This is a genomic window from Hymenobacter terricola (assembly GCF_017921975.2).
GTDB lineage: Bacteria > Bacteroidota > Bacteroidia > Cytophagales > Hymenobacteraceae > Hymenobacter > Hymenobacter terricola.
Window position 1 is genome coordinate 416,459 of sequence record NZ_JAGEMO020000001.1, and the last position, 12,944, is coordinate 429,402.

The 12,944-nt window shown below is 60.5% G+C and carries 14 protein-coding genes; 12 read left to right on the top strand and 2 right to left on the bottom strand.

Going from position 1 to position 12,944, the window contains the following annotated elements; all coding sequences use genetic code 11:
• Positions 1-66: 66 nt before the first annotated feature.
• Entirely contained in the window at positions 67-1,554 is a 1,488-nt protein-coding gene (locus J4G38_RS01575) for a DUF4270 family protein (RefSeq protein ID WP_210514530.1), read from the bottom strand.
• The gene (locus tag J4G38_RS01580; RefSeq protein ID WP_210514532.1) at positions 1,538-2,350 is read right to left on the bottom strand and encodes a glycogen/starch synthase; all 813 of its coding nucleotides are present in this window, start codon (positions 2,348-2,350) and stop codon (positions 1,538-1,540) included. Before J4G38_RS01580 ends, J4G38_RS01575 begins: the two co-directional genes overlap by 17 nt.
• A 119-nt stretch (positions 2,351-2,469) precedes the next feature.
• Here J4G38_RS01580 and panC point away from each other — a divergent pair, with 119 nt between their 5' ends.
• The 12 genes from panC (at position 2,470) to J4G38_RS01640 (ending at position 12,937) form a co-directional block, all read left to right on the top strand.
• Positions 2,470-3,318, top strand: a complete 849-nt coding sequence (gene panC / locus J4G38_RS01585) for a pantoate--beta-alanine ligase (RefSeq protein ID WP_210514535.1) — start codon at positions 2,470-2,472, stop codon at positions 3,316-3,318.
• A gap of 81 nt (positions 3,319-3,399) precedes the next feature.
• A complete protein-coding gene (gene panD, locus J4G38_RS01590) occupies positions 3,400-3,747 on the top strand; it encodes an aspartate 1-decarboxylase (protein ID WP_210514538.1) in 348 nt (115 codons plus the stop codon).
• Between the two features lie 101 nt (positions 3,748-3,848).
• Positions 3,849-4,895, top strand: a complete 1,047-nt coding sequence (locus J4G38_RS01595; protein WP_210514540.1) for a lysylphosphatidylglycerol synthase transmembrane domain-containing protein — start codon at positions 3,849-3,851, stop codon at positions 4,893-4,895.
• Between the two features lie 160 nt (positions 4,896-5,055).
• A complete protein-coding gene (rfaE2, locus tag J4G38_RS01600; protein ID WP_210514543.1) occupies positions 5,056-5,535 on the top strand; it encodes a D-glycero-beta-D-manno-heptose 1-phosphate adenylyltransferase in 480 nt (159 codons plus the stop codon).
• A gap of 156 nt (positions 5,536-5,691) precedes the next feature.
• Positions 5,692-6,369: a zinc metallopeptidase gene (locus tag J4G38_RS01605; protein WP_210514546.1), complete on the top strand. Its 678-nt coding sequence runs from the start codon at positions 5,692-5,694 to the stop codon at positions 6,367-6,369.
• Positions 6,370-6,639: 270 nt separating this feature from the next.
• On the top strand, positions 6,640-7,263 hold the full coding sequence (locus tag J4G38_RS01610) for a helix-turn-helix transcriptional regulator (protein ID WP_210514549.1): 624 nt from the start codon (positions 6,640-6,642) through the stop codon (positions 7,261-7,263).
• A 107-nt stretch (positions 7,264-7,370) separates the two neighbouring features.
• Positions 7,371-7,949 (top strand): N-acetylmuramoyl-L-alanine amidase, encoded by a 579-nt coding sequence (locus J4G38_RS01615; RefSeq protein WP_210514552.1) that lies wholly within the window; start codon positions 7,371-7,373, stop codon positions 7,947-7,949.
• A 128-nt stretch (positions 7,950-8,077) separates the two neighbouring features.
• A complete protein-coding gene (locus J4G38_RS01620) occupies positions 8,078-8,896 on the top strand; it encodes a M12 family metallopeptidase (protein ID WP_210514555.1) in 819 nt (272 codons plus the stop codon).
• Between the two features lie 21 nt (positions 8,897-8,917).
• On the top strand, positions 8,918-10,174 hold the full coding sequence (locus tag J4G38_RS01625; protein ID WP_210514557.1) for a hypothetical protein: 1,257 nt from the start codon (positions 8,918-8,920) through the stop codon (positions 10,172-10,174).
• A gap of 74 nt (positions 10,175-10,248) precedes the next feature.
• The gene (locus tag J4G38_RS01630) at positions 10,249-10,551 is read left to right on the top strand and encodes a hypothetical protein (protein ID WP_210514559.1); all 303 of its coding nucleotides are present in this window, start codon (positions 10,249-10,251) and stop codon (positions 10,549-10,551) included.
• A gap of 13 nt (positions 10,552-10,564) precedes the next feature.
• Positions 10,565-11,743 carry a hypothetical protein gene (locus J4G38_RS01635; protein ID WP_210514562.1) on the top strand — a complete coding sequence of 393 codons (1,179 nt, stop codon included), beginning with the start codon at positions 10,565-10,567 and terminating at the stop codon, positions 11,741-11,743.
• A gap of 336 nt (positions 11,744-12,079) precedes the next feature.
• A complete protein-coding gene (locus J4G38_RS01640; protein WP_226163057.1) occupies positions 12,080-12,937 on the top strand; it encodes an SMP-30/gluconolactonase/LRE family protein in 858 nt (285 codons plus the stop codon).
• Positions 12,938-12,944: the final 7 nt, after the last annotated feature.

The window sequence follows — 12,944 nt, forward strand, 5'->3', positions numbered from 1 at the left end:
TAAGTATTGTAGTTAATTAATTGAAGGACGAAAGCCGGCTCTTAGCAGAGGGCCGCCCGTCTGGCACTACCGCTTGGAGTAATAGACGCGCAAGCTAATATGCGCCGCGTCGAGGGCGGCCCGGTTCAGCGACAGCGAAGCTGAATTGCGGACGTTTGGCACCAGCACCAGGGCGGTCGGGTCGCCGTCCAGCTTGTCTTTGAGGTAAGCATCCAGGTAGCTGGTGATGGGAATGCTGTAGTACGATTGGGTCGTGGCGGCATCGGTAAGCGCGCTCGTGGCTGGGTAGCTGGTACCCAACTGGTCTTGGCCATCGGCCTGGACTATCCGGTCGTAAGACGTGTAGTTCACTATGCGCTGCAGGATGTCGTTGTTAGGCCCGACTTCTACTGCATATAGTAGGCCAGGGTTCGGGAATAGAGCGTTGGTGTAGGGCTTGACGGGGGCGCGCAACTCGGCACGGTTCACCGTCAGCCTCGGCTGGTTCATCAGCACACTCAGTCCCCGGAAAGTTACGCGGGCTCCGAAACCCGTCCCCTCCTGCACGTAAGCGATGCCATTCAACAAATTAGGGTCGATTGAGCCGGCGTTCGTGTTCAGCGCAGCCAAAGCCGGCGGCAAGGTGGATATAATCTGGGTGTAATAGCGCGGGTCGCTGGCCGAAGCCGCGCCGGCACCGCTATAAACCGGGCCAAAGAAAATCGAATACGAATGCCAGGTTCGCCGCTTGGGAGCCGCAGGCGCGGGCACCCCATCGTCGTGAAAGAAGAACGCCAGGCGGGCATTATACGCTCGCCCAAAGCTGACAATGGCGCTCGAATAGCCCGGGCTGGGCACAATGGCCAGCCCTTTTAGCAAGCCATCGAGCTGTGCCTGGGTGAAGCTCGTGCCGCGCAGTGCCGTGAAAAACGTGTTGCTGAAAAACGGGGACGCAACTGCCGGGGAAGGGGCCAGAGGGGCCGTCGTTGCCGCTGCCCGATACAACGCTAGCCGCACCACGGGGTCAATCACCGTGGCCGTGGTGATGGGCCGCGTGGTGGTATCCGTAGCTACTTGCAGCGTATGGTCGAGCCGGCCCACCAGGTTTGAACCAAGGGCAGTAGGCCCCGTCGCCGTTACGGAGCTGCTGTTATACGACTGGCGCTCATCCAGCGAAGCTTGCAGGTTGTACACGTCGAACTTAACGGGCGTGCCGGTGCTGCCGTTTACCTTGTCGTACCCCATCACCAGCACCACCGAATCGAGGACGGGCGTGATGAGTTTCGAGGGCAGCGAATCGTTTGAGCTGGCGGTTATGACGTTGAAGTAGGCCCGGGCTTCGGTGGTGCCGGCCACATTATCGACTAGTCGCCCAATCAGGTAGTGGTCAGTTTTCTGGGTCTGCACCGGGGCGAAACGCACCGTCGCTACATCTACCGGGAAATCCTGGTATTCGGTGTTGACGGCCGTGGTGTCGGGCAGGTCTACGTTCAGGTCGGTGCCTTTGTCGCAGCTGGCGAGGGCCAGGGTGGCGAGGGCCACCAGGGGAGCACAGCGGCTAGTTAGCCAATTCATTGTACAGCGCTAGGTAGGAAGAGTGCAGGTTTTCGTCGGTGGCTACCTGGCTGAGCCGGTTGTGCAGGGCGTATTCGGTAAACATGCCGTTCATGTTGTCGCTGAAGTCCTCGTCGGACCGGACCACCGTGTCGGCATATTCCATGCCCATCTTGATGAAGCCGCTGAAATCTGCCGTTTTGAGCGACGCCAGCATGGCGTCATCGATGTCGAGCATTTTGGCTTTTTCGAGGATGTTGCCTTCGAACTTGTCCTGGAATTCGTTGCTGTAAATCGAGAAAACCGACTTGGCATCCTTGAAGACCGGGTCTTTTTTGTACGTCGTTTTCAGGTACAGCGGAATCAAGCCGGTCATCCAGTCGGAGCAATGCACGATGTTAGGGGACCAGCCAAGCTTTTTCACCGTTTCGAGCACACCTTTGCAAAAAAAGATGGCGCGCTCGTCGTTGTCGGCGTAGAACTTGTCATTTTTGTCGACCAAAGCCGACTTGCGGTGAAAATAATCTTCGTTATCGATAAAATAAACCTGCAACTTGGCCGTAGGGATAGAGGCCACTTTGATAACCAAAGGCTTTTCGTCATCGCCGACGGCGATGTTGATGCCCGAGAGGCGCACTACTTCGTGCAACCGGTTTTTGCGTTCGTTAATAATGCCGAAACGAGGCACGAAAATGCGAATCTCGCAGCCCATCTCCTGCATGCTGGCGGGGAGCCGACGCAGCATTTCAGCCACCTTCGTGGTCTGCAGAAACGGGTCAATTTCGGTGGCCGCGTAAAGGATTCGTAGCTTCGACATAAAGGGATTATTGAAGAGAATGGAACAAGGCCATGCTATGGGTGCACAAAATTAAACAATTCTGAGCGGAAAATCAATAAAACCTACTTTGGGGGCCGTTCCGATTGCCTTCCTCTTCTATGCAGATACTTACTACGGCGGCTGAGTTGCAAGCCTATACCGAACAAGCCCGCCAAGCCGGCCAACGCATCGGCCTGGTGCCCACCATGGGGGCGCTGCACGCGGGCCACCTGCAACTGGTGCAAGCCGCCCGCGCCGAGTGCAACGAGGTGGTGGCCACCATTTTTGTGAACCCCACACAGTTCAATAATGCCGAGGATTTCCGGCTCTACCCGCGGGTGCCGGAGGCCGATGCGGCCCTGCTGGCGCCGGCCGGCTGCACCGCCTTATTCGTGCCTTCGGTGGAGGAAATGTATCCCCGGCCCCCGGTGCTGCGGTTCGACTTTGGGGACCTGGAACGGGTGATGGAAGGGGCACATCGGCCCGGGCATTTCAATGGGGTGGCCACGGTGGTGAGCAAATTGTTTCATCTGGCGCGCCCGCACCGGGCTTATTTCGGACAAAAAGACTGGCAGCAGGTGGCCGTGATTCGCCAGTTGGTGGCCGATTTATCGTTCGACCTGGAAATTGTGGCCTGCCCTACCATTCGCGAAGCCGACGGGCTGGCCATGTCCTCCCGCAACCGCCGGCTGGACCCCGCCGCCCGCGCCGCCGCGCCGCTGCTGCACCAGGTGCTGGCCGCCGCCGCCGCCCAGGTGCGGCAGGGCGTGCCCCCGGCACAGGTGCGGGCGGCGGCCGAAGCTACCCTCGCCCACGAGCCGCTCGTGACGCCCGAATACGTGGAAGTGGCCGATGCCCAAACCCTGCAGCCGCTGGAAAACTACGCGCCGGGCCGGGCCGTGGTGCTGTGCCTGGCAGCCCATCTGGGCGGGGTGCGGCTGATTGACAATGTGGTGGTGGTGCGCTGATTGGCCGAAAGAGCAGATTTTGGGCCTGCGGAGCCGGTCAGCAGTATCTTTGCCGCCCTCACCAATGCGATTAGCCGGGCCATGTATATTGAAGTAATGAAGTCCAAAATCCACCGGGTCACGGTCACGCAGGCCGAACTGCACTACGTGGGCAGCGTGACTATTGACGAGGACTTATTGGACGCGGCCAATTTTGTGGAAAACGAAAAGGTGACCATTGTGAACGTGAACAATGGCGAGCGGTTCGAGACCTATACCATTCGGGGCCAGCGCGGTTCGGGCACTATTTGCCTGAATGGGCCGGCCGCGCGCAAAGTGGCGGTTGGTGATGTGGTCATCATCTTTTCTTATGCGATGGTGGACTTTGCCGAAGCCCGGCAGCACAAGCCGACCGTTATTTTTCCTGACGAGCAAAACCGTCTGCAGTGAGCGAATCGATGAATTTCAAGAGAAAAATGGCGGGGTGCCTTTCTTAACTAGTTGATTCACCAAATGGCTAACCTACCTAGTTTACTCATCACACTATTGCCTTGAAGCATCTTTTCACAATTCTCAAATACGCGCTGCTGTTGAGCATCTCGGCGGCCCTGATGTGGTACGCGGTGCGCGGGCAGGACCTTTCCCGGATTGGGCACTACATCGCCACGGCCAACTACCTGTGGCTGGGCCTCACGCTGTCCTTGTCGACACTGGGCTACTTCAGCCGGGCCTACCGCTGGCAGATGCAGCTCAACGCCTCGCAGAACCCGGCTCCGTACTGGCCCGTGTACCACGCCATGATGGTGGGCTACCTCGCCAACCTGGTGCTGCCGCGCATGGGCGAAGTCATTCGCTGCTCGGTGCTGCGGCGCACGAGCGGTGTGCCGGTGCAGGTGGCACTGGGCACGGTAGTTACGGAGCGGGTCATTGACGTGCTGGTGCTGCTGGGGTTGCTGAGCACCATTTTGCTGCTGGATTTCAATACTTTTTGGAATTTTGTGACCCAGAACCTGTTGGGCGGCCATTACGACGCGCTGGCCCGCAACCGCACGCCCCTGCTGATTGCCGCCTGCATTGGGGCGGTGCTGCTGCTCACGGCGGGCTACGCGCTGTTTCGCAACCTGGAGCGGCTGCGGCAGAATGCGTTTTTCAACAAGGCGATTCTCTTCGTGAAAGGCTTGCTGGCGGGCGTGTTCAGCGTGCTGAAGCTGGAAAATAAATGGCTGTTTCTGTTCCACACCTTGTTCACCTGGACCATCTATTACCTGATGGATTACCTGGCGTTCTTCTGTTTTCCCGAAACGTACAGCCTCGACATGCGGGCCGGCCTGGCCGTGCTCACCTTCGGCGCCTTCGGGATGGCCGCGCCGGTGGCGGGAGGAATCGGGCCGTTTCACGTGCTGGTGCAGGGCGTGCTGCTGGTGTATGGCGTGAGCAAGGAGGCCGGCATTGCCTACGCGCTGGTGGTGCACGGCGCCCAAACGCTGCTGGTGGTGCTCATGGGCGGCATCAGCTTCGTGGCCGTGGCTGCCGCTGACAAAGGCAACATGCTCACCGAAGCCGAAGCCCTGGCCGACGAGCCGCTGACGACGGAATAAAATCAGTGAGTGGTGAACGAAGAGAACGTCATGCTGAGCGCAGTCGAAGCATCTCTACCGCTTCGTTGCAGCGACATTGATTAGTATTGAGGTAGAGATGCTTCAACTGCGCTCAGCATGACGCTCTCTTTGTTCACTGCTAACTGCTAACTGAATCATCATGTGGACGAAAGATAAAATCATGAGCCGGGAGCAGCTGCCCGCTACGCTGGCGGCCTGGCGGGCGCAGGGCCGCAAGGTGGTGTTCACCAACGGCTGCTTCGATTTGCTGCACCTGGGCCACGTTGATTACCTGGAGCAGGCCCGGCATTTGGGCGATGCCCTGGTGGTGGGCCTCAACACCGACATGTCGGTGAGATGCCTCAAGCCCAGCCGGCCCATTCAGGACGAGGAAGCCCGCGGGCGCATCCTGGCCGCGCTGGCCTTTGTGGACGCGGTGGTGCTGTTTGGCGAGCCCACGCCGCTGGCCCTCATCGAGCTGGTGCGGCCCGATGTGCTGGTGAAGGGCGACGACTACGCCATCGAAAAAATTGTGGGCCACGAGCTGGTGCTGGCCAATGGCGGGCAGGTGCTGACGGTGCCGCTGGTGCCGGGCTACAGCACGTCGCGCATCGTGGAGCGCATCATCGCCACGCTGTAGCCAAATTGGCAGGAGCAAAAGGCTGCATCTTTTTTGCAGAGCCTGTGTTTGAATTGTAGCGCCGGCCGGCCACGCTAAACCAACTATCAACGGGCGCTTCACGCCGGAGATGGGGGCGCGGCCGGCGGTTCATCTTTCTCATTCCATTCTCCAACCATGCCTCTTCCCTATTTGCTTATCATTGTCCTCATGCTGGCTAGCTGGGGTATTCAGTGGCGGCTCCGCAGCAAGTTCAAGCAGTATGCCCAGGTGCGCCTGCAATCCAACTTATCGGGCGCCCAAATCGCGGAGCGGATGCTGGCCGACCACGGCATTCGCGATGTGCGCGTCATTAGCACCGCCGGCCAGCTCACCGACCATTACAACCCCGTGGATAAAACCGTGAACCTGAGCGAAGGCGTGTACGCCGAGCGCAGCGCGGCCGCGGCCGCTATTGCGGCCCACGAATGCGGGCACGCCGTGCAGCACGCCACGGCGTATTCCATGCTGCAATTTCGCTCGGCCATGGTGCCGATGGTGAGCTCGGTGTCGCGTTATATGTCCTGGATTCTAATTGCCGGGGTATTGCTGCTGCGCACCAGCGCCATTCCGCTGGAGGTGGGCATTGCCCTGTTTGGGCTCGTCACCCTGTTTTCGTTCGTGACTTTGCCGGTCGAGTTCGACGCCTCGCGCCGGGCCCTGGCCTGGATGGACCAGCGCGGCGTGGTGACCACCCAGGAACACGCCATGGCCAAAGATGCCCTGTGGTGGGCCGCCATGACGTACGTGGTAGCCGCCCTGAGTGCCCTGGCCACGCTGCTGTACTACGTTAGCATTTTCATGCGGCGGCGGTAAGGCTGTCGGGTTAGCCATTGGCGCAAAGCCGCCACTCTGCTCGCAGGGTGGCGGCTTTTTTTATTGGGATGAGGCATAAGCCCGGGCTAAATACCACGTATTTCTACCTGATTTTATTGAGAATTAATACATATAAAATAATAATTATTGATAATTAAAGTATAATTTCTACTTTGGCAGTTCCTTTCCACTTCCCGACGCCAGTTGTTGCCATCCTTTCCGGGCAGAAGCCACTGGCTATCAGCGTCACATTAATCTCTGCCACATGCCATGATGGTTTCTGCCCCGACGGCCCTGGTTGCGGCCGCGCCCACCCTGTTCCGGCAGGGCCTGCTGGCTTTGCTGCGCGAGCAGTGGCCGCAGCTGTTGCTCTCCCTCACCGCCGATGCCACCCAGGTGGCCGAGCTGGTAGCGCGTCGCCCCTTTGAGTTGATGGTGCTCGACGGGGCCCTGCCGGGGCTGGACCTGCCCCACTTGCTGACGCGCCTGCATCATGCCCGCCCCACGCAGCGCCTGCTGGTACTCGCCGACTCGCGCACGCTGGCCCACCCCCACCCCGCGCTGATGTGGCCCGGCACCCAGCTGCTGGTGCCCCGCCAGGTACCGCCCCCGGCCCTGGCCGCCGCTCTGGCGCCCTGGCTGGATGCTATACCGGCGGCCAGCCCGGCACCCGCGCGCCCCGCCCGGTACACGGTAACCACCACGTTCAGCCCCCGCGAGCTGGAAGTGCTGCGGCTGGTGATGGACGACCACTGCAACGAAGAAATTGCCGACCAGCTTTGCCTGAGCGTGCGCACCGTGGAAAGCCACCGCCGCACCATGCTGCAAAAAGCGGGCGCCCGCACGGTGGCGGGCCTGGCCGCCCGCGCCATGCGCGAAGGCTGGGTGGCCTAGGATTTCAGTGCTGGCACTGATGCCCGGGGCTGTGAAAAGAACGAGTTTTAGCACAGAGCCGGCGCAAGTGCCGCCGATGTGACCGGCCAGTTTTTATCCGCACGCTTATGCCTACCTGGAAAGGAATTATCGGGGCCAGCTTCACACCGGCCACTTTCGACCAGTATTGCCACTTGCTGCATTGGCTGCAATGGCGCCCCAGCTTCGTGGCGCTGCACAACACCGAAGTGCCCACCCTGAAGCAGCGGCCCAACGGCCTGACCAAGCAGCACATCCTGGACCTGGAAAAGTATTACCGCGACGAGCAGGGCTGGTCGGCGGGCCCGCACCTGTTTGTGGACGACCACCAGATTTGGGTGTTCACGCCGCTCACCGTGTCGGGCGTGCATTCGCCGTGTTTCAATAAAGTAGCGCTGGGCGTGGAAATGCTGGGCAACTACGATACGGAAGCCTTCGATACGGGCCGGGGCCGCCTGGTGCAAAACAACGCCGTGGCTGCCCTGGCCACGCTGCACGCCGTGCTGGGCCTGGAGCCCGCCACGCTGAAGCTGCACAAAGAGGATGTCTGCACGACGCACAAGCATTGCCCCGGCAAGAACGTGCACAAGGCCGCCATCATCCAGCAGGTGCAGGACCTGCTCCAGGAACGCCACCCCGGCGACCACCTGCCCCCGCCCGAGGCCTGAAGACGGTGGGCCGATGGGAAGGCATTCGTGCCGCAGCCAGCGCCGGTTCGGGGTAATAGACTCCTCCGTTTTCCAACATGGAAGGTATTTCCTCCACTTCCTCATCTTCAATCAAACCGTCCAATTCCATGGCAAAGAAACCCACGGCCGCCGCTGCTGCTCCCGCCACGCCGCTGCTCACCTGCACCCCCAAGCGCCTGCCGCGCGAGCTGTGGATTCCGGCCGCCGCCCAGGCCACGGCCATCAACCCCAACAACCACCCGCCGCTCGAACGCCTGGCCCGCGTCATGCGCTTCACGCCCACGCCGGACCGCATTGCCGTGCTCACCACCAAGCGCTGGCACACGGCGGGCGTGCACCTCACGGTGGGCTTTCTGGACAACCCACCGGCCGATTTGCGCAAGCGCATCATCCAGCACATGAATGCCTGGGCCAAAACGGCCAACGTGCAGTTCAAGGAAAGCAGCCATAATCCGCAAGTGCGCATTGCCCGCGTGGGCGGCCAGGACGGCGGCTACTGGTCCTACCTGGGCACTGATATCCTGAGCATTCCCGCCGCCGAGGCCACCATGAACCTGGAAGCTTTCACGATGAGCACGCCGGAGTCGGAATTCCACCGGGTGGTGCGGCACGAAACGGGCCACACCCTGGGTTTCCCGCACGAGCACATGCGCAAGGAACTGGTGGCCAGGATTGACCCCAAGAAAGCCATTGCCTTTTTCGGGGCCACCCAGGGCTGGTCGCCGGCCGAGGTGAAACAGCAGGTGCTCACCCCGCTGGAAGAATCGTCGCTGCTGGGCACCGTGCCGCCCGACCCCAACTCCATCATGTGCTACCAGATTCCGGGCACCATCACCAAAGATGGCCTGCCCATCATCGGCGGCATCGATATCGACCCCACGGATTTTGCCTTCGCGGCCAAAATCTACCCCAAGAAGCTGCTGTAGACGCAGAGGAACGGCCCCGCCATGTTCAACAGCCCGCTTTTCGACACGGCCATTGCCTTGATTACGCTGTACCTGTTCTTCAGCCAGCTGACGCTTTCGCTGGTGGAATTGCCGGCCGGGTTTCTCAACAAGCGCGGGCGCTACCTGCACGACCACCTGGAAAAAGCCCTGGGGCCCGCCGCCCACCTTGGGTTTTACGGGGCCGCCGCCATCAAGTCGCTGATGACGGAGCCAAAAGAAAAAAACTGGATGGTTGGTTGGGTTCCGGTGTGGCCCGCCTACGTGAGCGAAACCTTGTTTGCCCAAACCATCATCAATTGGGTAAGCGAGCAAGCGCCGGCGCCCCCCGCCGGCGCCGCCCCGCCGCCGGCAATCGAGAAATTTGAGTCGGGGATGAGCGGGCTGCACGGCACACCCACCGACAAGGACTTCCAGAAGCTCCTGCAAACGCTGTACAATAGCGCAATAGCCACGGCCCCCGGCAACCCGGCGGAGCAGAGCCAGGCCCTGCAAAGGAACCTGGAGACCTGGTTTCATGAATACGGCAGCCGGCTGAGCGGCTGGTACAAGCGCGACCAGCGCTGGCCGCTCTTCCTGACGGGGCTGGTGGTGGCCGTGCTGGCCGATGTGGACACCGTGCGCCTGGCTCGTTTCGTTGCCGACACCAGCAACTCGAAGGCCCGGCTGGCGCTGGTAGAAGCCGGCGTGCTGGCCACGCAGGGCGCCGCGCCGGCCAGCGGCGGGTATCGTCCCGACGGCCCACCGCCCGCCGATACCGCCAAAGACCCGGGACGAGAGGTGCTGAAAAATGCGGCGGCGGCGGCCGTCCTGGACTTTCAAAAGACCCTGCGGGCCGTGCCACAGGTGGGGCTGCCCCTGGGGCCGGTGCGCTGGATTGACTATAGCATAGACACCGTTTACAGACAACGGCCCGATACCTCGAAGGTCACGGACCCCCAAACCAGGAAGCGAATACCCAACCCGCACCCCCGCAGAGACTCGGTGATAGTGGGCTACCGGTGGGCCCCGACGGCCGATGATTTTGGCCTGCCGGGGTATGCCCAGCGCCGGCAGATTGACCGGCGAACCGGCACCGTCGGCCATGCTGGAATTGGGGTAGCCGTGGCAACCATCGGGAAGATGCTCGGCGGCTGGCTGCTCACGGCCTTTGCCATGATGCTCGGCGCGCCTTTCTGGTTCGATACCCTGTGCCGGTTCGTGAACATCCGCAACGTGGGCATTAAGCCGCCAAAAGCTGATAAGAAACCTAAAGCTTAGCTGAGAAGACACCCAGCCCCATGGCGGGCCCTGATTTTTTCCGGCCGCATTGTCCAACCCCAATTACGGACCCCATGAAAACCATCCGTTTTTCGCTCATCGTCTCGGGCTTTGGCGACGCCATTGCCACCGTGCTTTGGTATGATGGCGCCACCCTGTGCCACTACTACGGGACCGACATTCACATCGACACCCTCTCGCCGGGGGAATACTTTGTGACCGTGGCGGCGCACCTGCTGGAAGGCTCTCAGCTGACGGTACTCGTCGACGACATCACCGACATCAAAAAACCGCAAAACCTATTCCGCCAGTTTTCCGACCGGGTTATTACCAATATCAGTCAGCCATACGAAGTCAATGAGCAAGATGAAGCGTGAAATCGTTGCCCTCGTGGGGTTACTATTGGTGGCCAGCCACGCCTGGTGCCAGAGGGGCACTGTGAACCTGGCGACGGCGTTGCGCAACGACCTGGTGGCCGCCCGGGCAAGCAGCACGAGCACCGATTCTGCCACCGTAAATAAAGAGGCGGTTGTGGAAAAGCTCCAGAACAAGCAGCTGAGCCAGTTAGCGTTCGAAACCTTCGCCAAATACATTCAATTGGCCTACGACCGGGATTTGCTCACGCAAAAGGCTACGCCGGATGGGGCGGGGGCAACCTATGTCCTGAAAGGCACCCTGTTTGCCATTGACGGCTTGACCAGGGGTGATTTTGATGAATTGTCTACGCGACAGGGTACCGCGTTCATGCGCCATTTTTCGGTGGAATTGGGGGCGAAAACCGGGAAGGGCAGCTCGGTGAGCGATGGGGTGTTTGGGTTTAATTGGGCTATTGTGAACAAACGCGACCCGTTCTTTAATTTTCCGGCCAATGAAATCGAGCTTCAGAGCAAGGCTGTGGTTTCACTCAGCGCGGCGCGCGTGAAATTTAAGGCCAAGCTTTTAGCGACTCCGGACCCGGCGCTGGCCGCTAAGGAGAAGGCCGCCGTGCAAAAAGACAAAGCAGCAGGCAATACCGACGAGCAACTTAAATTCTACCAAAGCCAGGGCTATGCGGTATCTGCCTACACGTTGGCCCTGGTTGCGGAGGCGCTTAAAACCCGGGGCTTGCTCACCCTTTTTGGCCGGGCCAACACCAATTTTGGGAAAACCCAAGGCTTCACTCACGGGGAATTGGGCTTGCGCTATTTGGTGGGCTGGCTGCCGGTCAGGAACAGCAATTCCCTGGAGCTGGACGCGAGAACAGCGTTTGCCTGGGACACCACGGCCACTCCCACCGCCGAGCCACGCGGGCTCGACCACCGGGCTTTTATCACAACCGTGGGGTTGAACAAGGTGCTAATCAGCAGCAGCGACGTGGCCAGGCCACTACTGGAATTTAAACTGAACGCGGGGTACGAGCATCGCCCCAGCCAGCTGTACAACGGAGAAAGCCGGGACAAGCTTTATGGCGAAACCAGCCTGCGCGTCCGAATCAACGAGCAGGTGTGGGTGCCGCTGACGGTGCAGTACGACACGCACGGCAACGTGTTGGGTTTTCTGAAGGTGGTCTGGAATATTGTGCCCAATTGACCAGGCCGGCCGGGCGCAGTAAGCCGTTGCCTGCCACTCGTAACATCGCGGCGACAGGAGAATTTACCACAGGTGCTCTCGCCGCGCGGTACCAAAAGGGCTTTGTTTGGCAATGAATAGCGTCGGAGATTGAGTCGCGGGATTTTTCTGTCAACTACCTTTCCAACCCTATTGCGTTAAGAGGAAGAATAACCAGCCAGGCGGCGACGCCGGGCCCGCTTTCTTCCGCCGAAATCAGGCTGTTTCATTTTTATTCTCCGGATGTTTTCCTACGGCTCCAGCGCTGGCTTTCCGCTTATTTGCCTTGCACTAAGCGGCGGTGCTATCATTCCCACCATGGCCCAAACCACTCCCGCCCCCAGCGCCATCCTCGCCGGCCCGGCTACGCCGCAGCTCATCGCCCGCCAGTTCAAATTCACCGAAGGCCCGGCCGCTGATAAGGCTGGCAACGTCTTCTTTACCGACCAGCCCAACGACAAAATCTGGAAGTACGACCTCGATGGCAAGCTGAGTGTCTTCCTGGAAAAGTCGGGCCGGGCCAACGGCATGTACTTCGATCCCAAAGGCAACCTGCTCGTTTGCGCCGATGAGCAAAATCAACTCTGGTCCATCGCGCCCGACGGCAAGGTGACCGTGCTGCTGCAAGACGCCCAGGGCCACCAGCTCAACGGCCCCAACGACCTGTGGCTGCACCCCGGCACCGGCACCATCTACTTCACCGACCCCTATTACCAGCGCGATTACTGGCCCCGCACCGCGCCCGACCCCGGCCTGGGCGGCCAGAAGCTGTACTACCTGCCCAAAGGCCAGACCCAGCCCGTGGTGGCCGATGATAAACTGCAAAAACCCAACGGCATCATCGGCACGCCCGATGGCCAGCAGCTTTACGTGGCCGACATCGACGGCAACAAAACCTACCGCTACCAGATTGCGCCCGACGGCCGGCTCACCCACCGCCAGCTATTTGTGCCCCAGGGCTCCGATGGCATGACCATCGACAACGAGGGCAACGTGTACCTCACCGGCAAAGGCGTGACCGTCTACAACGCCGCCGGCCAGCAAATTCAGCACATCGACGTGCCAGCCGAGTGGACCGGCAACGTCTGCTTCGGTGGCAAGGACCGGAAAACCTTGTTCATTACCGCTTCCGATGCCGTGTTCATTCTGCCGATGAAGGTGCACGGCGTGCAGTAGCTGCTTT